Source organism: Streptomyces sp. NPDC059499 (assembly GCF_042749285.1).
In the GTDB taxonomy this organism is placed as follows: domain Bacteria; phylum Actinomycetota; class Actinomycetes; order Streptomycetales; family Streptomycetaceae; genus Streptomyces.
The window spans coordinates 12,680-35,621 of record NZ_JBHYTT010000008.1 but is presented as its reverse complement, the minus strand read 5'-3'; the positions used below and the strand labels follow the sequence as shown (position 1 = coordinate 35,621).

The window sequence follows — 22,942 nt, the reverse complement described above, 5'->3', positions numbered from 1 at the left end:
GCGCGGGGGGCGGCGCCCGCGCGGCCCCGCCCCCCCCCCCCCCCCGCCCCTCTGAGTACCTGTACTCATGCCCGGACCCCGCTCCCCCGGGACGATGACGGGAGAGCGGGCGTACGGACGCGCTGCTCGGTCGGGGGGACACCATGGGACGGTTCGTGGGAGCGGTGCTGGCGGCGGCCGCACTGGCCGGAGCACTGGTGCTGGCCCACGCATCGGGCATGCCGCTGTCGCTGCTGCTGGGAGCGGCTGCCGGCGTGCTGAGCCTGCTGTGGCTGCTCGTCCTGCTGACGGTGCCATGGAACCTGTACTTCCGGGCCCGTGCGGTCCTCGCCGAGATCGAGGTCAGCCGCGGAAAGGGCCTGGAGGTGCCCGCCGCACGCGATGCCGAAGCGGGGCGGATCGCCCGGATGATGCTGCGGGTGGCCGTAGGGGGTCATGTCCTGACGGCTGCCCTGGTCGTCGCGGTCACAGTGGCGACGGGAGCCGTCACGGGCTACTGGTTCGCCGGGTTCTTCCTGCTGAGCACCGTCTTCAGGCCGGCGGGCGCCTACTTCGGACAGTTGCGGAAACGGCTGGGCACCCTCGTCGAGGACGTCACCTTCCCGCGTGACGACGTCCTGGAGCTGCGCAAGCAGGTCGAGCAGGTACAGGGCGGGACCAGGGTCCTGGAGGAGAAGGCGGAGGAGCAGTACCGCGCACTCGCCGCACTGCGCGGCACCGTGGACGCGCTGGGTGTCTCGGTGTACGAGCGGGCGGACGTGGCCGACCGGAAGATCGCCGCGCTGGCCCGGGAGTTCGAGGCGACGGTGAACCGCCTGACGGACAACCAGGAGATCATCTCCGGCCTGAAGGCGTTCCTGCGGCTGCTCCGGGCAGCCGACGGGGACACGGGCGCACGCCCGCTGCGCTGATACGCCCACGCGCGGAAACCGGGGGGCGGAGCGGCAGCGCGGACGGGCAGACTGGGAACGGAGGGCTCACTGCGCACCCCGGCGGTGACCGGTGGCGCTGGGAGAGCCGGATCTTCGCGGGCGCCTACGACGACGCACACGCTCATGAGCGCCCCGTCTACGGCGCGTTGAACTTCCGGCGCTCGCCCGTCGGTGCGGCACCCCGGTTCGGTTCCGCGCACTTCAGACTGACCGCCGGGACACTCGACCGCACCACGTTCTGCTGTCCCGACAGCTTCCTGGAACCTGCGGACTTCGGGGTGGCGGCGCGTATGCGGCTCATCGAACTGGCCGAGGCCGACCGCAAGGACGCGCTCGACGACTACATCGAGGCCCAGGTCCACGGGCCCGTCCGCCTCGACCTCCATGCGGAGGCGCTGGTCCTCGACCCGCGGGTGATCGGGGACGCGGCCCGCTCCGGCCTCCACGACGGGCAGGACCTCAAGAAGGTCTGGCACTGTCTCGCCCGGTTCGGGCGGACCGCCACCGCCGGGAGAGCGTGAAAAGGGAGGTGGCTCCGCACCCCTGAGCAGGGTGCGGAGCCACCTCGGACGGGTCCCTCAGCGGATCACTTCAGGCCAAAGGCCCGGATGATCTCCTGGTCGACGGCGAGGCCGCCGGGTCCCTCGGTGTGCGCCTTGAGCGACACGAAGCCGCCCGCCTTCGCCGGGGTCCTGAACCGTGCGGTCCACTTGCCCGCCGAGTCCTTGTGCAGGTGCGCGGCGGACCAGCTCTTGCCGTCGTCGTAACTGACCGACAGCGAGGCCTTGTCGGCCTTCACCGCGCCGTCCATCCACTCCTGCGTGCCGGAGGCGAGAGCGACCTCGGTCCACCGGCCGCCCTTGACGTCACCGGCCAGGTCGGTGTCGACGCCGAAGTCCAGCTGGAGCATCGGGATGTCGGCCTGGTACGGGCCGTTCTCGTCCAGGGCGCCCGAGACGAAGCTCCACTCGCTGTGGGTCCGGGTCGAGGTCTTCCACAGGTCGCCGTCCCGGACCGAGTCGAGGACCAGCCGGTAGGGGAGCTTCTCGGACGAGAGGTCGCCCGCGTATCCGGCGCGGCCCGCTCCCTTCCTCAGCAGAGTGTCACCCTGGTAGAAGGCGTACGACGTGGTGTCGTACTCGTCCTCGGGCATCGAACCGGAGTGGCCCGCACCGGAGTCGCTCCACATCGGGATGTTGAACTGCATGTCGTTGTACGTGGTGCGGAACGGACCCCAGTAGCCGGTGCCGAGCCGCGGACGGGTGATCGGCGCGAACCACTCGGCCTCGTAGCTGCGGCCGGCCGTGTAGTCCAGGTCGCCGCTGCGCATCTCGGCGGCGAAACCTGTCGCCTGCGCGTTCAGGACCGAGTGGTTCTCGTACCAGAACGAGTCGCCCGGCAGCGGGGTGACCCACTCGGTGCGGACGCCCGGGAACTTCTCGTACTCCTCGAATCCGAGGCCCGGTCCGTAGTCCGGGATGTCGTAGCGGTAGCCGCCGCCGAGCGTCGCCTTGTGGCCGTAGAAGGTGTTCTCCACCTTCGCCAGCTGACCGGTCGACGGGGCGAAGGCCAGTGAGCGGTCGGGGATGGTGCCGTCGTGACGGTCGACCAGGTCGTACACGAAGCTCGTGTACCTGCGCTGGTCGATGTCGAGCTTCCGGCCCCGCTCGGCGGCCTTGATCAGCGTCTCGCCCGCGATCCGCTGCACGGTGGCCACCGGGATCGTGGTCTCGGTGCCGTACGGGACGTAGCTCTCCATCAGGACGCCGCTGCCGTCGTTGACGACGAACAGTGCCTTGGCGCCCGCGGCGAGGGCGTTCGCCAGCCGGTCCTCGGGGCTGACCGCGTCGCTGCGGGTGACCACGACGGCCTTCCCCTTGACGTTGCGGCCCTGGTAGTCGGCCGCGGCACCGTTGCCGGCGAAGAAGCCGGTCAGCTTCTGCTCGCTGTCCTCGGCGAGCAGTGAGCCGCCCTGCACGGTGACCGGCACGTCACGGCCGTCGGCCGCCAGGTCGATCATCTTCTCGCCCTGACGCCAGCGGGTCAGGAAGCTGAAGGTGCCCTGGGTGACCTTCTCGGTGGGGCTCGCCCACAACTGGTCGTACATCAGCGGGATCTGGAACGCGTCACGCAGGACGACCCCGTTGGGCGCGGTGCGTGCCATGTCGTAGCGCAGCTGCCGCGTCTCGGTCTCCTTGGGCGTGCGCACGCTGACCTTGCGGGCCTTGGAGGCGTCCAGGGTGACCGTGGTGGGCTTGTCCAGGACCGTCTCGGGGTCGGCCAGGAAGGCGACAGCCTTCGAGTCGGCGCGGTCGCCCTCGACGTCGACCGAGGCCCACGTGGAGTAGTTGCCGGGCGGCAGGCGCAGCGTGGTCTCGCCGGAGACCGCGACGACTCCGAGGTCCGGGCTGCCGAGCTCACCGAGGACGACGTAGCCGTCCATCGGCTTGCCCGCGCGGTCGCGGAGCTCGAGCGTCAGGTCGTAGAGCTCCTGCTCCTTGTTCACCGCGAAGCCGGTGTGCGCGACGACTGTGCCGGCCGCGTCCTTGGCGACGACCTGGCCGGAGAACTGGGTGTTGCTCGGGACCTGGGCCGGGTCGATCGAGAGGCCCACGTCGGCCGTGGAACCGGCCGGGACGGTGACCGTGGACGCGGAGAGCTTGTAGGCGGCCGAGTCCGTGCCGGTCGTCAGGTCCAGAGTGACGTCCTGCGCACCGGAGTTGCGGTAGGTGATCTTCCGCTCGGCGACCGGGTCGGTCGTGGCGTGCGGCCAGTCGTAGGAGGCGACCTCGACGGAGCCGGTGGCCTCGATCGTCGTGTCGATCGCCGCCTTCACGTCGAGGCGGCCGGTGCCCTGCTCGTACGGGGTGTAGTCGGGCAGCTGCTTCGAGGTGCTCATCAGCGCGTCCTTGATGCGCTGGCCGGACCACTCGGGGTGCCGCTGCTTCAGGATGGCGGCTGCGCCGGCGACGTGCGGGGTCGCCATCGACGTACCGGACATCTGCTGGTACATCTCGGTCATGCCGGGGATCGCCTGGGATGCGGCCGCGTTGATGTCGACGCCGGGGGCGGACAGGTCGGGCTTCAGCCCGTGCGACCTCACCAGCGGGCCCATGGAGGAGAAGTCCGCGCGGTTGTCCTGCTTGTCGACGGCGGCGATGGTGAGTGCCTTCGCCGCCGATCCGGGAGCGCCGATCGTGCCCGCGCCGTACGCGTTGCCGGCGGCGATCACGAACAGCGGTCCGCCGTCGGCCGAGAGCGCGTCGACGGCCTGCGCCATCGGGTCGGTGCCGTCGTCCGGGATGCTGGATCCGAGGCTCATGGAGACGACGTCGGCGCCTTCGGCCTTCGCCCACTCCATGGCCTCGATGATGCCGGAGTCCGCGCCGGACCCCTCGTCGCTGAGGACCTTGCCGACGATCAGGCCGGCGCCGGGGGCGACGCCCTTGTTGGCACCGTCCGACGCGGCGCCCGAGCCGGCGATGGTGGACGCGACGTGCGTGCCGTGGCCGTGCTTGTCGACGACCTCCTCGCCGGGTACGAAGCTCTTGGACTGCAGGATGCGGTCCTTGACGTCCGGGTGCGTCGCGTCGATGCCGGTGTCCAGGACGGCGACCGTGGTGCCCTTGCCGTCGAAGCCGGCGGCCCAGGCCTGCGGGGCGTTGACCTGCGGCACCGAGTCCTTGAGCGCCGCCTCGACCTTGCCGTCGAGCCACAGCTTGGCGATGCCGTTGTCGAGCGAACGGCTCTTCTCCGTGCGGGCGATGTCGCTCCAGAAGGCGCGCGCGTCGTCCTTGTCGGCCTTCAGCGCCGCACCGTGGACCGATTCGAGGGTGCGGACCGTCTTACTGCCGCGCGGTGCGGCGGGCAGCGAACGTGCCTTGCCGGCCGGGTAGGTGGCGATCAGCGGAATGCCGCCGGAACGCTTGTCGTCGTACCCCATCTCGACCAGGGTCGAGATGTTGAACAGCCGTCGGTCCAGCTTCCCCGCCGCGATCAGGGCGGTCGCCTCGTCGGGCAGGACGTAGATGTCGTCGCCCGCCTGCTGCATGTGCACGCCGCCCGACACGCCGTCGGGGCGGTCCACGGTCACGGTGTCCTGGTTGCCGGCGCCGTCCGTGTAGTGGACGACATCACCGGTGACGAGGGTGATGTCGTAGCTCCGGGCCGGGGCTTCGGAGCGGCCGTCGGTGGACGGCGGTTGCGGAGCGGCGGTTGCGGAGCCCGCCGCGGGAAGCATGACGCCGCTCACGAGGGCGACCGAGGTCGCTATGAGCAGTGCCCTGCGTCCCGCGCGAGCGGGTCTCGCCCGGCCGGAAACGGAGGAGGGGAGGAATGTCATGCAGCAGATCTACCGGCCGGGACACATCCACGGCAGGTTCTCGGCTGGCGTGAACCCGCCGTGGCGGCTACCCGCCCGGCTCGGTCGCGGCCCGGCGGACGGTTCAGGCCACGGAGGCGAGCGGTGGTCCCTCCTCGTGGTGGATGGGGGTGTGGGCGCCGGAGAGCGGTACACCGCTGCCGCCACGCCGGTCGGCGACGATCTCCGCCGCGATCGACAGGGCCGTCTCCTCGGGCGTACGCGCTCCGAGGTCCAGCCCGATCGGCGAGTGCAGGGACGCCAGTTGGCGCTCGGTCACACCCGCCTCGCGCAGTCGCTCGTTGCGCTCCAGATGAGTACGGCGCGACCCCATCGCACCGACGTAGGCGACCGGCAGCCGCAACGCCAGTTCCAGCAGCGGTACGTCGAACTTGGCGTCGTGCGTGAGTACGCAGAGCACCGTGCGCGCGTCCACCTCGGTGTCCGCGAGGTAGCGGTGCGGCCAGTCGACGACGATGTCGTCGGCGTCCGGGAAGCGTGCCGCGGTCGCGAAGACGGGGCGGGCGTCGCAGACGGTGACGTGATAGCCGAGGAAGCGGCCGGCCCGGACCAGGGCGGCGGCGAAGTCGATGGCCCCGAAGACGATCATCCGGGGCGGCGGGACGCTCGATTCGACGAGCAGGGCGAGCGGCCGGCCGCAGCGCGAGCCGTCGGCGCCGATGGTGACCTCGCCGGTGCGGCCCGCGTCCAGCATCGCCCGGGCCTCGGCGGCGGCCGTGCGGTCGAGCTCGGGGTGACCCCCGAGCCCGCCCTCGTACCCGCCGTCGGGGTGGACGAGCAGCGGTCGGCCGAGCAGCTCCGCGGGCCCGTCGGTGATCCGGGCGACCGCTGCCGCCGCACCCCCGGCGGCAGCGGCGAGCGCCGCGGCGAACACCGGGCGCGCGGGATCGTCCGCGCGCACCGGGGTGACCAGGATGTCGATGACGCCGCCGCAGGTCAGACCGACCGCGAAGGCGTCGTCGTCGCTGTAGCCGAAGCGCTCGCGCACGGTGGTGCCGTCCTCGAGAGCCTGTCGGCACAGTTCGTACACCGCACCCTCCACACATCCGCCGGAGACCGAACCGATGGCCGTGCCCTCGCTGTCGACGGCGAGCGCGGCGCCCGGCTGCCGGGGCGCGCTCCCGCCGACGGCCACCACGGTGGCCACGGCGAACGCGCGTCCCTGCCCGACCCACCGGTGCAGTTCTTCGGCGATGTCCAGCATGGCGTGTCTCCTTCTGACAGGGGTGCGGAGGGGCGGTGCGGCCTCAGTGGACGCCCAGCCAGCTCTCGATCGGATTCAGGGCGAAGTAGACGACGAAGACGAGCGTCAGGACCCACATGAAGGCGCTCACCTCACGGGCCCTGCCTTGGGCGAGCTTGATGGCGGCGTACGAGATGACGCCCGCGGCGACACCCGTGGTGATGGTGTACGTGAACGGCATCAGGACCACGGTGAGGAAGACCGGGATGGCGACGGAGCGGTCGCTCCAGTCCACGTGCCGGGCGTTCTGCATCATCATGGCGCCGATGACGACGAGGGCGGCCGAGGCCACCTCGGCCGGGACGATGGCCGTGAGCGGGGTGAAGAAGAGGCAGGCGGCGAAGAACAGCCCGGTGACGACGGAGGCCAGCCCGGTGCGGGCGCCCTCCCCGACCCCGGTCGCCGACTCGACGAACACGGTCTGGCCGGAGCCCCCGGCGACGCCGCCGATCGCTCCGCCCGCACCGTCGATGAACAGTGCCTTGGACAGGCCCGGCATCCGGCCCTTGTCGTCGGCGAGCTTCGCTTCCGTGCCGACTCCGATGATGGTGGCCATGGCGTCGAAGAAGCCGGCCAGCACCAGGGTGAAGACGATCATGCCGACGGTCATCACGCCGACGTCGCCCCAGCCGCCGAACTCGACGTCCCCGAAGAGCGAGAAGTCCGGTGAGGAGACCGCGCCGCCGGCCAGTTCGGGCGGGCCGCTGCTCCAGGACTTGGCGTCGATGTCGCCGACGGCGTTGACGACGACCGCGACCAGGGTGCCGACGACGATGCCGATCAGGATCGCGCCGGGGATGTTGCGCGCCTGGAGCATGAAGATCAGCAGCAGCGTGACGGCGAAGATGAGGACGGGCCAGCCGGCGAGTTCGCCGGCTGGGCCGAGGGAGAGCGGGGTCGCGGTGCCCTTGTGGACGAAGCCGGCCTTGTAGAGCCCGATGAGGGCGATGAAGAGGCCGATACCCATGGTGATGCCGTGCTTCAGCGCGAGCGGGATGGCATTCATGATCATCTCGCGGAGGCCGGTGACCACCAACAGGCAGATCACCAGCCCGTAGACCACGCACATGCCCATGGCCTGCGGCCAGGACATGGCCGGGGCCACCTGCGAGGCGAGCACGCCGGAGACGCTGAGGCCGGCGGCGAGGGCGAGGGGCACCTTGCCGATGAAGCCCATCAGCAGGGTGGTGGCAGCCGCCGCGAACGCGGTGGCGGTGATGAGTCCCGGCTGACTGAGCAGCTGGCCGTCGACGTCCTTGCCGCCGAGGATGAGCGGGTTGAGCAGGAGGATGTACGCCATGGCCATGAAGGTCGTGACGCCGCCGCGCACTTCGCGTGCGACGGTCGATCCCCGTTCGGATATGTGGAAGTAACGGTCGAGCCAGGACCGTCCGGCGGGGACACGCGAGCCGGGGCCCGCGTCCTCCGCACTCGTCTTGACTTGCACTGACTGCTGGGTCATGTTGCCTGACTCCCAAGGTTCACAGGGGCACCCGCGTGGAGCTTCGTGACTGCGGGATTTGGGATGCTGCTCGGCGGCACGACCCGGGGGACGGCCCAGGACGAACTCTTCTTGCAGGTGGAGAGGTTGTGCGTGGACTCCGGACGGTGCGCGGCGCGGGGAAGTGTGACGTTCACGGCAGGCGCGCACCGCCCGGAGGGTTCTGAGTGACCGTCAGGTCCCGGTGAGGTGCTCGGGGCGTACCGGTGTCCTGTTCAGCTCCAGACCCGTCGCGTTGCGGATCGCCGCGAGGACGGCCGGGGTGGACGACAGGGTCGGGGCCTCGCCGACGCCGCGGAGCCCGTACGGGGCGTGGTCGTCGGCGAGTTCGAGCACATCGACGGGGATGGTCGGGGTGTCGAGGATCGTGGGCAGCAGGTAGTCCGTGAAGGACGGGTTGCGCACCTTCGCGGTCTTCGGGTCGACGACGATCTCCTCCATGACGGCGATGCCCATGCCCTGGAGGGTGCCTCCCTGGATCTGGCCGATGACCGACAGCGGGTTGAGCGCCTTGCCGACGTCCTGGGCGCAGGCCAGTTCGATGACCTTGACCAGACCGAGTTCGGTGTCGACCTCGACGACCGCGCGGTGGGCGGCGAAGGAGTACTGGACGTGGCCGTTGCCCTGGCCGGTCCGCAGATCGAACGGCTCGGTGGGCCGGTGGCGCCACTCCAGCTCGATGTCGATCGCCTCGTCCTCCAGTACGTCGACCAGGTCGGCCAGTACCTCGCCGCCGTCGGTGACGACCTTGCCGCCCTCCAGGAGGAGTTCGGCGGTGGCCCAGGCCGGGTGGTACGTACCGAACTTGCGGCGGCCGAGCTCCAGCACCTGCTCCCGGACGGCTTCGCAGGAGTTCTTCACGGCGCCGCCGGTGACGTAGGTCTGGCGGGAGGCGGAGGTCGATCCCGCGGAGCCGACACGGGTGTCGGCGGGCTGGATGGTGACCTGGTTGACGCCGAGTTCGGTGCGGGCGATCTGGGCGTGCACGGTGACGCCGCCCTGACCGACCTCGGCCATGGCGGTGTGCACGGTCGCGACCGGCTCGCCGTTGATGACCTCCATCCGGACCCGGGCGGTGGAGTAGTCGTCGAAGCCCTCGGAGAAGCCGACGTTCTTGAGCCCGACCGCGTAGCCGACCCCGCGTACGACGCCTTCGCCGTGGGTGGTGTTGGAGAGCCCGCCGGGAAGGGCGCGCACGTCGACGCTGCTGCCTCCGGCGTCCACCGCCAGCCACTGCTGCTCGGGCGGCATCGGCCGGGACTTGACCCGGCGCAGCAGCTCGGCGACCGGGGCCGGCGAGTCGCAGGGCTGCCCGGTCGGCAGGAGGGTGCCCTGTTCCATGGCGTTGAGCTGCCGGAACTCGACCGGGTCCATGCCGAGCTTCGCCGCGAGCTTGTCCATCTGCGCCTCGTACGCGAAGCACGCCTGGACGGCGCCGAAGCCGCGCATGGCGCCGCAGGGCGGGTTGTTGGAGTAGAGCGCGAGGGCCTCGATGTCGACGTCCTCGATGGCGTACGGGCCGACCGAGAGCGAGGAGGCGTTGCCGACGACCGCCGGGGAGGCGGAGGCGTAGGCGCCGCCGTCCAGCACGATCCGGCACTTCATGTGGGTGAGCTTGCCGTCCTTGGTCGCGCCGTGCTCGTACTGGAGCTTCGCCGGGTGCCGGTGGACGTGTCCGAAGAAGGACTCGAAGCGGTTGTAGACGATCTTGACGGGCTTGCCGGTGCGCAGCGCCAGCAGGCAGGCGTGGATCTGCATGGACAGGTCCTCGCGGCCGCCGAAGGCACCGCCGACGCCGGAGAGCGTCATGCGGACCTTGTCCTCGGGCAGGCCCAGGACCGGGGCGATCTGCCTGAGGTCGGAGTGCAGCCACTGGGTGGCCACGTACAGCTCGACGCCGCCGTCCTCGGAGGGCACGGCGAGGCCGGACTCCGGGCCGAGGAACGCCTGGTCCTGCATGCCGAAGACGTACTCGCCCCTGACGATCACGTCGGCGCGCTTCGCCGCCGCGTCGGCGTCACCGCGGACGATCGGCTGGCGGTGGACGATGTTCGGGTGCGGGACATGACCGATGTGGTGGTCGTCGCGGCCCTCGTGGACCAGGATCGCGTCGGGTGCGGTCGCGGACGCCTCGTCCGTGATGACCGGCAGTTCGACGTAGTCGATCTTGATTTTGGCGGCGGCGCGGCGGGCGGTCTCCGGGTGGTCGGCGGCGACGAGCGCCACCGGCTCTCCGTGGTGCCTGACCTTGCCGTGGGCCAGGACCGGGGTGTCCTGGATCTCCAGGCCGTAGTTCTTCATCGCGGCGGGCAGGTCGTCGTAGGTCAGCACGGCGTAGACGCCGGGCGTCGCGACGGCCTCGCCGATGTCGATGGACCTGATCTCGGCGTGGGCGACGGTCGAGCGGAGCGTGTGGCCCCACAGCATGTCCTCGTGCCACATGTCCGAGGAGTAGGCGAACTCGCCGGTGACCTTCAGGGTGCCGTCGGGGCGCAGCGTGGACTCGCCGATGCCGCCCCTGGTCTTCGAGCCCTGGGTGATCTTGGTGGGGGTACCGGCCGGCACGGAGGCGGCCCGTGGATGCAGAGCCATGGCTATCGCACCGTCTCTTCCTGACGGGCGGCCGCGAGGCGGACCGCGTCGAGGATCTTCTCGTAACCCGTACAGCGGCAGAGGTTGCCGGAGAGCGCCTCGCGGATGTCCTGGTCGGACGGCGAGGGGTGGGTCTCCAGCAGTTCGTCGGCGGCGACCAGGAGGCCGGGGGTGCAGAAGCCGCACTGCACCGCACCGGCGTCGATGAACGCCTGCTGGATCGGCGACAGTTCCGTGGCCTCGCCGCTCTGTCCGTCGGTGGGCCTGGCCTGCCAGCGCTGGGCGGCGTCGAGCGACGTGCCGCAGGCGCCGGAGGAACAGCCGCTGCCCGGGTGGGCGTCCTCGCGGTGCTTCGCGTAGTCCGCGAGACCCTCGACGGTGACGACCTCGCGGCCCTCGGCCTGTCCGGCGGCGACCAGACAGGAACAGACGGGCACACCGTCCAGGCGGACCGTGCAGGACCCGCATTCGCCCTGTTCACAGGCGTTCTTCGAACCCGGAAGACCCATGCGCTCACGCAGGACGTACAGGAGGGACTCGCCCTCCCACACGTCGTCGGCTTCCTGCTTGCGGCCGTTGACCGTGAAATTCACTCGCATGGTTAAGCAGCTCCTTCGAGGGTGCGGCCCGTGCCGCGGTACTGCTCCCAGGTCCAGCCCAGCGTGCGGCGCGCCATGATGCCGACGGCGTGCCTGCGGTAGGCCGCGGTGCCCCGTACGTCGTCGATGGGGTTGCAGGCGCCGGAGGCCAGCTGCGCGAACTGCTTGGCGACGGACGGGGTGATGATCTTGCCGTTCTCCCAGAACCCGCCCTCTTCCAGCGCGGCGTTCAGGAACTCCTCGGCCTCCCTGGCCCTCACGGGCGTGGGGGCGGCGGAGCCGATGCCGGTCCGGACGGTGCGGGTCTCCGGGTGGAGGGCGAGGCCGAAGGCGCAGACCGCGATGACCATCGCGTTGCGGGTGCCGACCTTGGAGTACTGCTGAGGTCCGTCGGCCTTCTTGATGTGCACGGCCCGGATCAGCTCGTCCGGTTCGAGGGCGTTGCGCTTGACGCCGGTGAAGAAGGCGTCGATGGGGATCATCCGGGTGCCTCGTACGGATTCGGCCTCGACCTCGGCGCCCGCGGCGAGCAGGGCCGGGTGGGCGTCACCGGCGGGTGACGCGGTGCCGAGGTTGCCGCCGACGCCGCCGCGGTTGCGGATCTGCGGCGAGGCGACGGTGTGCGAGGCGAGGGCGAGGCCGGGCAGCTCGGTCCTGAGGTGCTCCATGATGGCGCTGTACGGCACCGAGGCGCCGAGACGGACGTCGTCCTGGCCCACCTGCCACTCGGACAGCTCACCGATGCGGTTCAGGTCCAGGAGGTACTCGGGCCGCCGGTGGTCGAAGTTGATCTCGACCATCACATCGGTTCCACCCGCGATGGGTACAGCCGTCGGGTGCTCGGCCTTGGCGGCGAGCGCCTCCTCCCAGCTGGCGGGGCGAAGGAAGTCCATGAGTGGCTCTCTTCTTCTCAATGGGGTCGTTCGGCTGGGGGCTGGGGACGGCCGGCCCTCGACTGGTCGTTCCTGTGTTGTTGACGCGGTGTGTGACCCAGTACACAAGCCTTGCTCCACTCGGTGCAGTCACCGAAACCATGAAGGAATTGGCTGGTCCTCATCCCTGTCTTGTAGATTCGAACGAATGGTGGGGATCGTGAACCTCACCGCAACTCACAGGTATCCCCAGCTGTCCCCCGGACCAACGAAAAAGATCGGCGGCAATCGAGATGCGGCTGCGCGCACTGCTGGACACCGACGCGCTGGGCCTGCGGCTGCTCGGCGGCGAGGACGAGCTGGACCGCTCGGTCCGGGGCGTCATGACGACCGACCTGCGCGACCCGAGCCGCTATCTCTCCGGCGGGGAGCTCGTCCTCACGGGCCTGGCCTGGCGCCGGGACGCGGCGGACTCGGAGCCGTTCGTCCGGATCCTGGCGAATGCCGGCGTCGCCGGTCTCGCGGCGGGCGAGGCGGAGCTCGGGGCCATTCCCGACGATCTCGTCGAAGCATGCCTGCACCACCGGCTCCCGCTCTTCGCGGTCAATGAAATTGTCGCATTCGCAACGATCACCGAGCACGTGGTGCGCCAGGTCTCCGGCGAGCGTGCCGGGGATCTCGCCGCGGTCGTGGACCGGCACCGCCGGCTGATGACCTCGGGCCCGGCGGGCGGCGGCCCCGAAGTGGTCCTCGACCTGCTGACCTCCGACCTGGACCTGCACGCCTGGGTCCTCTCCCCCACGGGCCGCCGGATCGCCGGAGCCGGCGAACCCCTGTCCGGTCCCCTGGGCGCCGCACTGGCCGCGCAGCACCTCGCGGCCACCCGCACGGGCCGCCGGGGCCCGCACCGCGCCGAGGTGGGCGGTACGACGTATTCGCTGTTCCCGATCCGGAACAACGGCCGGGGTACCGTCCCGGCCCCGTCCCGTGACCCGCGGGAGTCGGTGCTCTCCGACTGGCTGCTGGCCGTGGAGGCCGACGCGAGCGACTGGCCGGCGGCGCGGCTCGACCTGCTCCAGGGCGTCACGCAGCTGATCGCGGTCGAACGGGACCGCCGCGACGCGGCCCGTGCGGTACGCCGCAGGCTCGCCCAGGAGGTTCTGGAGCTGGTCCAGGCGGGCGCTCCCCCGGCCGAGATCGCGGCCAGGCTGCGTGTCGCGGCCCCGGTCCTGCTGCCCGGCCTCGGGACGGCGCCGCACTGGCAGGTCGTGGTGGCCCGGGTCGAGTGGGCGGGCGAGGGCACGGACTCCGGCCCGGAACTTCCGGGCGGCCAGGTCGCCCAGGCGCTGCTGGAGGAGATCCTCGTCGACCCCGCCGTGGCGGGGCCCGACTCCGCGGACCGGATCGCAGTGGCCCACACGGGTGACGAGGCCATCGCCCTCGTTCCGCTGTCCGACGTGGCCGCGCCCGCGGCGGAGCCCGCTTCCGGCTCCGGTCCGGACGCGCACGAGGAGGCCCCGGAGCGGCGGGACAACGCGCTGCACGCCGATGCCCTCCTCGCCACCGTCCGCGAACCGCTCTCGGCGGGGCTCGCGGACGACGGCCGTCTGACCCTGGGTGTCAGCGCCGCCGTGCATTCGGCCGAAGGACTGCGCGGCGCGCTGGAGGAGGCCCGGCACGCGCGCCGCGTCGCGGCGGCACGCCCGGGCCGGGTCTGCGCGGCCGGCCACCACGAGCTCGCCTCGCACGTCCTGCTGCTGCCCTTCGTCCCCGACGACGTCCGCCGGGCCTTCACCGCTCGCCTGCTGGACCCGCTGCGCGACTACGACCGCCGGCACCGCGCGGAGCTCATCGAGACGCTCGAGGCCTTCCTGGACTGCGACGGTTCCTGGACCCGCTGCGCGGCCCGGCTGCACCTGCACGTCAACACGCTGCGCTACCGTGTCGGCCGGATCGAGCAGTTGACGGGGCGTGACCTTTCGCGCCTCGAGGACAAGCTCGACTTCTTCCTCGCCCTGCGTATGAGCTGACTTCCGGGCGCCGTCACCGCACCGCCGCGGTCCGGTCGATTGTGAAATCTTTCACCTGACATTGATCCCACCCCTTGGCCCGGCGTGCCAATCCGTGCTGAGATGCGGCCACACTCAACAGCTCAAGGGCGCGCTCGGGGAGGGCAACGTGGCGTATACCGCCATGTCTGGTTCCGGAACGACAGCAGATGACGATCCGCCGCTCCAGACAGCGGTATGGCGGCTGCGGTCACGCGCCTGCTGGACGGACGCGGCCGCACTGCTGGAACACCACGCGGCCACGGATGCCGCGGCCGCTCTCCAGCGGACGTCCCTGCTCACCGAGCAGTGCCTCTACACCAGCACCGGCTGGACCGAGGCCGAGGACGCGCTGCGCACGGCCGAGGCGCTCGCCCGTGACGACACCGAGCGCGGGGCGGCCGCCTGCGAGCGCGGCTACCTCGCGTACGCCTCGACCCTGCTGGGGGTACGGGACCGGGCCGACGAGGCCAGCGTGGCGCTGAGCAGGGCCGCGGCCCTGCTCGCCCCGGGGGCCGCCGGCCGCCCCCTGCTGGACTTCCGCCGGGGCCTGATCGCCCAGAACATCTCCGACGCGCCCCAGTCCGCCCGTGCCGCCTACCGCAGGGCCCACGCCGGTGCCACGGCCCAGGGCGACGAGCTGCTGCTCTCGTTCACCTGGCGGCACCTGGCCTCGCTCGCCCTGCGCGAGGGCGAGCTCGCGGAGGCGCGGCACGGCTTCGCGGAATCCCTGCGGATAAGGGAGGAGCTGGGCTATCTCGTCGGTACCGCCCCGGCCCTCCTCTCGCTCGCGGACGCCGAGACGGAACCCGAGGCGGGACGGCTGCGCGCCGAGGCGGGCCGGCTGTTCCGGCTGCTCGGTGGCGTACCGACGTGGCTGGCCCCCCGCCTCGAGCCACCGACCCCGGAGACCGTGGAGGCCAACTGACACGGGGTGTCGGTGCGCCGTCCCCGGCCGGGGACGGCGCGGGTCAGCCCTCGGCGCCCGTGAAGTGTTCGCGCACGAGCGACTGCACGACCGTGAGATCCCTCGCGATGAGCGCGTCGAGCAGCGCGGTGTGCTCGGAGGCGTCGGCGAGGAGGTCGGCCCGCCGGGTGGCGGGGTTGCTGACCAGGGGCCACTGGGAACGGCGGTGGAGCTCGTCGGCGACCGTCACGAGCTGCTGGTTGCCCGAGAGTGCGAGAACGGCACGGTGGAAGGCGCGGTCGCTCTCCGCGTAGCTCGCCCGGTCACCGACCGCCGCCGCCGCGACCGTGGCCTCGGCCAGCGGGCGCAGCACGCACCAGTTGCCCGCCGGCACGGTACGGGCCAGCCGCAGCATCACGGGGACCTCGATCAGGGCGCGCACCTCGGCGAGCTCGGCCAGTTCGCGCGGGCCCCGCTCGCTGACCCGGAAGCCCCGGTTGGGTACGACCTCGACGGCGCCCTCGATGGCCAGCTGCTGCATCGCCTCGCGCACCGGCGTCGCGGAGACGCCGAACCGCGCGCCGAGCGCCGGGGCGGAGTAGACCTGCCCCGGTGCCAGCTCGCCGTCGACGAGGGCGGCGCGCAGGGCGTCCAGGATCTGGCCGCGTACGGAGTGCCGCTGCACCACGCGGGGGGCGGGCGGCTCGCTGTGGGTGTGCTCGCCGCGCGTCTGTTCGGGCACGCGGACGTCCTGCGGGATCCCCGCGGACGCGTACGGCGGGCGTACGCCTTCGCGCGCTCTGCCCTGCTCCACCCGGACCTCCTCGGCCTGCCAGGGGCCCGGCTCGCAGATGGCCTGCCCTCTGTGCACGATAGGCGGAGGAGGCCGCAGTTCAAACATCGATCAATTCGGGTAAGGTAAGGCTTACCTGCAAACGATCGTGATTCGGTGGTCCCTGCATGACCGTCCCCACCCTGCTCACCGCCCCCGCCCCGTCCCCCGTGACGGAGGCGTACGCACGCCTGGCCGAGGTGTTCCCCGGACTGCGGGCCGAGGTGCTCCCCGACGACGCGGCGGCGCCTTCGGGCGCCGGCTGGGTGGGCGCGGCCGAGCTCGCCGAGGGCGGTGCCGCCCTGGACGCCTTCCTGGCCTGGGACGACGCGCAGGTACTCCGGGACTACGGCACAAGGGCCCGCCCCGACGTGGTGGCCGGCTTCGGATTTCACCGCTACGCCTGGCCCGCCTGCCTGCTGGTGACCGTTCCGTGGTTCCTGCACCGCCGGGTGCCTCGGATCCCCGTCCAGGACGTCTCCTTCCAGCGGGCGCTGGGGCATCTGACCGTCCGGGTGGGCGAGTTCGCCTGCCTGCCGGACGATCCGGCGGCGACGCTGCCGGGTGCCCGGATCGTCCCGGACGAGGCGGCCCTGCGGGCCGAGGTCCGCGACGCCGTGGCGGAACACCTCGGCGCCGTGCTCGACGGCTTCGGCCCCCGCATGCGGCGCGGCAAGCGGGCCCTGTGGGGCATGGCGACGGACGAGATCGTCGAGGGCCTCTGGTACATCGCCCATCTGCTCGGCGAGGAGCGCCGCGCGATGGAGGAGCTGGAGCTCCTGCTGCCCGGCACCACCGGGCCGTACGTGGGAACCGCGGGCTTCCGCGAACTGACCGGACCCGAGGGTGAGGCGCTGCCGACCCGCGACCGGGCGAGCTGCTGCCTCTTCTACACCCTGCGGCCCGAGGACACCTGCGTCACCTGCCCGCGCACCTGTGACGCCGACCGCGTCCGGAAGCTGACACCCGCCCCCTGAGGGGCGTCGGCTCACACCGCCCGTCCGGGCGACCCGAATTCGAACGCAACTCACTTGCCCTATGCGGATGTTCGAGAAGATTCCGCCCAACGGTGAGCCCAGCCACCTCAATGGCGTTCACTTGCCCCGAAACCCCCCTGAGCGGTCCGGTATTTCCGTCACGATGGCGCCCGAAACGCCCTACGCGACGCAAGGGACCGCGCATGAGACTGACCGACATATCGCTTGACTGGCTGCTTCCGGGCGCCGTACTGCTCGTGGGGGTCATGGCGGCGGTGACGGTGGTCGCGCGCGGCAAGCGCGCCGCTGAGAAGGCCGCGGCCGACGACACCTGGGAACGCAGCGAGGACCGCCGCAGGCGCAAGGAGGCGCTCTACGCGACCGCCTCGTACGTGCTGCTGTTCTGCTGCGCCGCGGTTGCCGCCGCTCTGTCCTTCCACGGACTCGTCGGCTTCGGCCGGCAAAACCTCAGCCTCTCCGGTGGCTGGGAGTACCTCGTCCCCTTCGGCCTCGACGGGGCCGCCATGTTCTGTTCGGTGCTCGCGGTGCGCGAGGCGAGCCACGGTGACGCGGCGCTGGGCTCCCGGCTGCTGGTGTGGACGTTCGCCGGTGCTGCCGCCTGGTTCAACTGGGTGCACGCGCCGCGCGGGATGGACCACGCGGGCGCCCCGCACTTCTTCGCGGGGATGTCCCTCTCGGCAGCCGTGCTGTTCGACCGGGCGCTCAAGCAGACCCGCAGGGCCGCCCTGCGGGAGCAGGGGCTGGTACCGCGGCCCCTGCCGCAGATCCGGATCGTACGGTGGCTGCGGGCGCCCAGGGAGACCTTCGGCGCCTGGTCGCTGATGCTCCTCGAGGGCGTACGCACCCTGGACGAGGCGGTCGACGAGGTACGCGAGGACCGCCGGGAGAAGGAACAGGACCGGCACCGCAGGAAGGACCAGGCGAAGCTGGACCGGGCCCGCATCAAGGCCCTGAACCGGCAGAACCGGGCCTGGGGCCGCGCCGGCAGGAACGCCCACGAGGTGGACGTCCAGGCCATCGCCCCCGCACAGGGCGGCGGCACACCGGCCGTCGCGGAGCCTGCCATAACAGAGCCGGGACAGCTGCCCCTGCGTCCCCGGCCATCCCTGCAAGCCGTCAACGGCCAGAAATCCAGGAGTACTTCGGCACAGAACCAGAACGGTGAACCCGTGACCGTCGACCTCACAGCGGAGGACGACACCCAGACCCTGCCCCGGCTCGACTCGCTGGAGCAGAAGCTCAAGGATCTGGAGCAGCAGTTCGGCTAGGGCCTCGTTCGGATCCGTCCGGATCCGGACGAGAGGCCCCGGGCCTCAGGGTTTTTCCCTGTTCAGCTCGAACCAGACCACCTTGCCCAGCGCCTGTGCGGTGACTCCCCAGGAGTCGGCCAGGCTCTGCACGAGGAGCAGTCCCCTGCCGTGCGTACCGTCGTCGGCGTTCGGTACGTACGGCTCGGGCTCCTGCCCCGCCAGGAAGTCGCGCACTTCCACCCGTAATCGCCTGGGCGCGGCCGTCACCGTGACCACTGCGCCGGTGCGGGTGTGGATCAGGGCGTTCGTCACGAGTTCGCTCAGCAGGAGCTCTGCCACGTCGGTGTCCTCGGGGCGCGAGCGGTAGCGCAGGAACTCCCGCAGGGCGCCTCTCACTTCCCCCACGCCCGAGAGATCCGCGTGGCCCAGTCTCCGGTGCAGCCGCACCGGTCGGCTCTCCTGTCGCTTCTTCATATCCCCCGCGCGCACAGTGAATCGACCTCCTTCGAGTCGTCATCCCTCGAACACCTTCACGGGATGCATGCCCCACAGACGGGCACTCACGCTTTCGGGGACCGTCAACAGGTGAACGAATACCGGCGCAACCCCGGTCGGAAGGCCAGTGCGTGACGTTTCCGTGTCCACGGTCAACTTCCAAAAGATTCACATGAGTCGGCGTTGACGGATGGGGATCTACGCGCGTCATCATGGTGCCCATGCGAATCCCCCCACGCATCACCACGCTCGGCGGCATCGCCGCCCTCCTGTCCGTCCTCTTCGTCGGCGGCCCGGTCACCGCGACGGCCGCGACCGTCCCCTCGGTCACCGCGGTCGGCAGCGTCTGCTACTCCGCCCTGCCGTCACAGGCACACGACACCCTCGATCTCATCGACGCGGGAGGTCCTTTCCCGTACGACCAGGACGGCACCGTCTTCCAGAACCGGGAAGGCATCCTGCCGAGCCAGGGAACCGGCTACTACCACGAGTACACGGTCGTCACGCCTGGTTCCCCGACCCGCGGGGCCCGTCGGATCGTGACGGGTGAAGAGGTCCAGGAGGACTACTACACCGCTGACCACTACGAGTCCTTCGACCTGGTCGACCACGACTGCTGATCAGCGATCCCCCGGTCCGGTCCGCGCCGTTGTCCCCCACCTGCGGCGCGGATCACCGGACCGGCGGCGGGAGAACCGCGCTTGTACCCTCCACGCATGACCGTGATCTATGTGATCGACGGCTCCGAGGTCACCGGCCTGGAGCGCTTCTGGGACGTGGTCGGCGAGGCGGTGAACGGCCCCGGCGGCTATTTCGGCCGCAGCCTCGACTCGTTCGCGGATTGTCTGAGCGGCGGCATGGGCACCCCGGACGACGCCGCCTTCGTCATCGAGTGGCGTGATCACGAGCTCTCCGCCCGTGCGCTCGGCCACGAGGAGACCGCACGCCGTCTGCGCAGCACGCTCCCCCGTGTGCACCCCACCGGGAGGGCCGCTGCCGAGCACGCGCTGGCCGAGGCGCTGGCCGGCCGGGGCCCGACGCTCTTCGACACGCTGGTGGACGTCATCAGGGAACGGACCGCGCCCGGGACTCTGCGGCTGAGGTGATCACGGGTGCCGTACGGGGAAGTGAACCCGTGTAACACCCCGCAGGCACCGACCCCGAGGAGCCGTGATGCACGACGACCGCACACTGGTGGAGGGCCGCCTGGAACGGGCGCTCCAGCAGTTCGTCCGCCCCGCCCAGTACGCGGCCCGCACCCCTCTGACCCTCTCCGCCTGGCACGCACCCGGCGAACCCGTACCGGTGGCCGACGCTCTCGATCAGGCCTACGAGCCCTTCGTGACCGGTACGGCGTGGGGGAGGCCGTGGTCCACGACCTGGTTCCGGCTCACGGGCGTCGTTCCCGAGGAGTGGTCGGGACGCCGGGTGGAAGTGGTCGTCGATCCCGGGTTCTCCGGCCAGGGGCCGGGTTTCCAGGCGGAGGGGATGCTGTACGGCTCCGACGGTGTCCCCCTCAAGGGCATCCATCCGCGCAACCGGCACCTCACGGTCGCCGCGGCGGCGCAGGGCGGCGAGCCGGTCGCCCTGCTTCTGGAGGCGGCGGCCAACCCCGCCGTTCTGGAGCACGGCTTCGAACCGACCCCGCTCGGCGACGTGCTGACCGCCGGGGACCGCCCCCTCTACACCTTCGCCTCCGCCGATCTCGCCGTCCTCGACGAGGACGTCTGGCATCTCGTCCTGGACATCGAGGTGCTGTCCGAGCTGATGGCCGAACTGCCCGCCGACCGGTCCCGGCGCCACGAGATCCTGCGGGCGCTGGAACACATGCTGGACGCGCTCGATCTGCACGATGTGGCGGGCACGGCGGCGGCTGCGCGGGCGGAGCTGGCCCAGGCCCTGTCCAGGCCCGCCTCGGCGAGCGCGCACCGCGTGTCGGCGGCCGGGCACGCGCACATCGACTCGGCGTGGCTGTGGCCGCTGCGCGAGACGGTACGCAAGGCCTCGCGCACCTTCGCCAATGTCACCGCGCTCGCCCAGGACTATCCGGAGCTGGTCTTCGCGTGCTCCCAGGCCCAGCAGTACGCCTGGGTGAAGGAGCATCAGCCGCACATCTGGGAGCGGATCAAGCAGGCGGTCGCCGACGGCCAGTGGGCGCCGGTCGGCTCGATGTGGGTGGAGTCCGACGCCAACATGCCCGGCGGTGAGGCGCTGGCCCGGCAGATCGTGCACGGCAAACGGTTCTTCACCGAGGAGCTCGGCGTCGAGACGGAGGAGATCTGGCTGCCGGACTCCTTCGGCTACACGGCGGCCTTCCCGCAGCTGGCCCGGCTGGCCGGGGTCCGGTGGTTCCTGACACAGAAGCTGTCCTGGAACCAGCACAACAGGATGCCGCACCACACGTTCTGGTGGGAGGGCATCGACGGGACCCGGGTCTTCACGCATTTCCCTCCGGTGGACACGTACAACGCCCAGTTCCACGCGCGCGAACTCGCCCGTGCCGAACGGAACTTCGCGGAGAAGGGCCGCGCCTCGCGCTCCCTGGTGCCGTTCGGCTGGGGCGACGGTGGGGGCGGACCGACCCGCGAGATGCTGGAGAAGGCCCGCAGGCTCCGGGATCTGGAGGGCTCGCCCCGGGTCGAGATCGAGAAGCCCTCGGCGTTCTTCGCGGCGGCCGAGGAGGAGTACGGGGCCGAGGCGCCGGTCTGGTCGGGCGAGCTGTACCTGGAGCTGCACCGGGGGACGTACACCTCCCAGGCAGCCACCAAGCGGGGCAACCGGCGCAGTGAACACCTTTTGCGTGAGGCGGAGTTGTGGGCGACGGCGGCGGCCCTGCGCAACCCCGGCTACCGCTACCCGTACGAGACGCTGGAGAGGATCTGGAAGACCGTCCTGCTGCTGCAGTTCCATGACATCCTGCCCGGCTCGTCCATCGCCTGGGTGCACCGCGAGGCCCGCGACACGTACGAGGCGGTGCGGGCGGAGCTCGCCGACGCGGTGGCCGAGGCGGTGACGGCGCTCGGCCGGCCGGAGGGCCTCGTGGCGCTCAACGCCTCGCCGTACGACCGCGGTCAGATCCTCGAACTGGACGCGGACGCGAGCGGAGTGCTGCCGTCGGGTGCCCATGTGCAGGTACTGGGCGACGGGCGTACGGCGGTGGCCGCCCGGACGCCGGCCCTGGGTGCGGGGCTGCTGGACGGCTCCGTGGTGCCCGAGCACGCGGCCACGGCGACCGGCACGGCGGACGACGGGGGAATCGTTCTGGACAACGGGCTCCTGCGGGTCACGGTCGACCGGGACGGGCTGATCGCCTCGGTGCGCGACCTGGTGGCCGGCCGGGACGTCCTCGCCCCCGGCCTCCGGGCGAACCTCCTTCAGCTGCACCCGGATCACCCCAACCACTGGGACGCCTGGGACATCGACCGGCACTACCGCCGCTCCCGCACGGACCTGACGGACGCGGACTCGGTCGAGACGGTCGAGGCCGGGCCGCTGCGGTCCGCCGTCCGTGTGGTGCGCTCGTTCGGAGCGTCCCGGATCGTGCAGGAGCTGCGGCTGTCCGCGGGCAGCAAGCAGCTGGACATCGAGACCGAGGTGGACTGGCAGGAGTCGGAGAAGGTCCTGAAGGCGGCCTTCCCGCTGGACGTCCATGCCGAACGGTCAACGGCCGAGATCCAGTTCGGCCATGTGCACCGGGCGACGCACGACAACACCGGCTGGGACGCGGCACGTTTCGAGATCTGCGCCCACCGCTGGCTGCGCGTCGCCGAACCGGGCTACGGCGTCGCGGTCCTCAACGACTCGACGTACGGCCACGAGGTGACGCGGACCCCGCACGGGGCCGGGCTCGGCACGACCGTACGGCTGTCGCTGCTGCGCGCACCGCACAGCCCCGACCCGCACGCCGATCTCGGGACGCACCGCTTCCGCTACGCCCTGGCCCCCGGTGCGGAGGTCACCGACGCGGTGCGGGAGGGGCTGGCGCTCAATCTGCCGCTGCGGGCGGCGGTGGCCCCGGCCGTGCCGTCGCTGGTGACCACGGGGCATCCGGCCGTGACCGTGGAGTCGGTGAAGCTCGCCGAGGACCGTGGCGGTGATGTCGTCGTGCGGTTGTACGAGTCGGCCGGAGGGCGGGCGGACACCGTCCTGCGGGTCGGCTTCCCCGTGGTGCGGGCGCAGATCACCGATCTGCTGGAGCGGCCGGTGGAGGAGGCCGTGGCCGGCGAGGACGGTCTGGTGCTGTCGCTCCGGCCCTTCCAGATCCTGACGGTGCGGCTGACACCCGCCTGAGC

17 protein-coding genes are annotated in these 22,942 nt (G+C 71.3%); 9 read left to right on the top strand and 8 right to left on the bottom strand.

Annotated features, from left to right (window positions below; genetic code table 11):
• Positions 1–143 precede the first annotated feature (143 nt).
• On the top strand, positions 144–911 hold the full coding sequence (locus ACFW9O_RS19635; protein ID WP_384610870.1) for a hypothetical protein: 768 nt from the start codon (positions 144–146) through the stop codon (positions 909–911).
• Positions 908–1,453, top strand: coding sequence for a DUF3626 domain-containing protein (locus ACFW9O_RS19630; RefSeq protein WP_384611288.1), 546 nt, complete (start codon positions 908–910; stop codon positions 1,451–1,453). Before ACFW9O_RS19635 ends, ACFW9O_RS19630 begins: the two co-directional genes overlap by 4 nt.
• 65 nt (positions 1,454–1,518) lie before the next feature.
• On the opposite strand, the gene ACFW9O_RS19625 is transcribed toward ACFW9O_RS19630, so the two are convergent.
• The 6 genes from ACFW9O_RS19625 to ACFW9O_RS19600 all read right to left on the bottom strand — a co-directional run bounded on the left by ACFW9O_RS19625 (position 1,519) and on the right by ACFW9O_RS19600 (position 12,141).
• On the bottom strand, positions 1,519–5,274 hold the full coding sequence (locus ACFW9O_RS19625) for a S8 family serine peptidase (RefSeq protein ID WP_384610868.1): 3,756 nt from the start codon (positions 5,272–5,274) through the stop codon (positions 1,519–1,521).
• A gap of 103 nt (positions 5,275–5,377) precedes the next feature.
• The gene (locus ACFW9O_RS19620) at positions 5,378–6,517 is read right to left on the bottom strand and encodes an XdhC family protein (protein WP_384610866.1); all 1,140 of its coding nucleotides are present in this window, start codon (positions 6,515–6,517) and stop codon (positions 5,378–5,380) included.
• 43 nt (positions 6,518–6,560) lie between these two features.
• A complete protein-coding gene (locus ACFW9O_RS19615; protein WP_384610864.1) occupies positions 6,561–8,018 on the bottom strand; it encodes an NCS2 family permease in 1,458 nt (485 codons plus the stop codon).
• Positions 8,019–8,231: 213 nt separating this feature from the next.
• On the bottom strand, positions 8,232–10,649 hold the full coding sequence (locus ACFW9O_RS19610; RefSeq protein ID WP_384610862.1) for a xanthine dehydrogenase family protein molybdopterin-binding subunit: 2,418 nt from the start codon (positions 10,647–10,649) through the stop codon (positions 8,232–8,234).
• Positions 10,650–10,651: 2 nt separating this feature from the next.
• Positions 10,652–11,248: a (2Fe-2S)-binding protein gene (locus ACFW9O_RS19605; RefSeq protein ID WP_351181108.1), complete on the bottom strand. Its 597-nt coding sequence runs from the start codon at positions 11,246–11,248 to the stop codon at positions 10,652–10,654.
• Between the two features lie 2 nt (positions 11,249–11,250).
• On the bottom strand, positions 11,251–12,141 hold the full coding sequence (locus ACFW9O_RS19600; RefSeq protein WP_351181105.1) for a xanthine dehydrogenase family protein subunit M: 891 nt from the start codon (positions 12,139–12,141) through the stop codon (positions 11,251–11,253).
• Positions 12,142–12,413: 272 nt separating this feature from the next.
• Between ACFW9O_RS19600 and ACFW9O_RS19595 the strand changes: the two genes are divergently transcribed.
• A complete protein-coding gene (locus ACFW9O_RS19595; protein ID WP_384610860.1) occupies positions 12,414–14,150 on the top strand; it encodes a PucR family transcriptional regulator in 1,737 nt (578 codons plus the stop codon).
• A 163-nt stretch (positions 14,151–14,313) separates the two neighbouring features.
• Positions 14,314–15,096 carry a hypothetical protein gene (locus tag ACFW9O_RS19590; protein ID WP_384611286.1) on the top strand — a complete coding sequence of 261 codons (783 nt, stop codon included), beginning with the start codon at positions 14,314–14,316 and terminating at the stop codon, positions 15,094–15,096.
• Positions 15,097–15,139: 43 nt separating this feature from the next.
• On the opposite strand, the gene ACFW9O_RS19585 is transcribed toward ACFW9O_RS19590, so the two are convergent.
• Positions 15,140–15,889: a GntR family transcriptional regulator gene (locus ACFW9O_RS19585; RefSeq protein WP_384610858.1), complete on the bottom strand. Its 750-nt coding sequence runs from the start codon at positions 15,887–15,889 to the stop codon at positions 15,140–15,142.
• Positions 15,890–16,035: 146 nt separating this feature from the next.
• Between ACFW9O_RS19585 and ACFW9O_RS19580 the strand changes: the two genes are divergently transcribed.
• Both ACFW9O_RS19580 and ACFW9O_RS19575 read left to right on the top strand, forming a co-directional pair.
• Positions 16,036–16,884 carry a (2Fe-2S)-binding protein gene (locus ACFW9O_RS19580; protein WP_384610857.1) on the top strand — a complete coding sequence of 283 codons (849 nt, stop codon included), beginning with the start codon at positions 16,036–16,038 and terminating at the stop codon, positions 16,882–16,884.
• A gap of 203 nt (positions 16,885–17,087) precedes the next feature.
• A complete protein-coding gene (locus tag ACFW9O_RS19575; RefSeq protein WP_351178699.1) occupies positions 17,088–18,173 on the top strand; it encodes a DUF2637 domain-containing protein in 1,086 nt (361 codons plus the stop codon).
• 45 nt (positions 18,174–18,218) lie between these two features.
• Here ACFW9O_RS19575 and ACFW9O_RS19570 read toward each other — a convergent pair whose 3' ends face one another.
• A complete protein-coding gene (locus tag ACFW9O_RS19570) occupies positions 18,219–18,629 on the bottom strand; it encodes an ATP-binding protein (protein WP_351178696.1) in 411 nt (136 codons plus the stop codon).
• Between the two features lie 242 nt (positions 18,630–18,871).
• Here ACFW9O_RS19570 and ACFW9O_RS19565 point away from each other — a divergent pair, with 242 nt between their 5' ends.
• The 3 genes from ACFW9O_RS19565 (at position 18,872) to ACFW9O_RS19555 (ending at position 22,940) form a co-directional block, all read left to right on the top strand.
• Positions 18,872–19,270 (top strand): ribonuclease domain-containing protein, encoded by a 399-nt coding sequence (locus ACFW9O_RS19565; RefSeq protein ID WP_384610855.1) that lies wholly within the window; start codon positions 18,872–18,874, stop codon positions 19,268–19,270.
• 96 nt (positions 19,271–19,366) lie between these two features.
• Positions 19,367–19,756 (top strand): barstar family protein, encoded by a 390-nt coding sequence (locus tag ACFW9O_RS19560; RefSeq protein ID WP_384610854.1) that lies wholly within the window; start codon positions 19,367–19,369, stop codon positions 19,754–19,756.
• Between the two features lie 67 nt (positions 19,757–19,823).
• Entirely contained in the window at positions 19,824–22,940 is a 3,117-nt protein-coding gene (locus tag ACFW9O_RS19555) for an alpha-mannosidase (protein WP_384610853.1), read from the top strand.
• Positions 22,941–22,942: the final 2 nt, after the last annotated feature.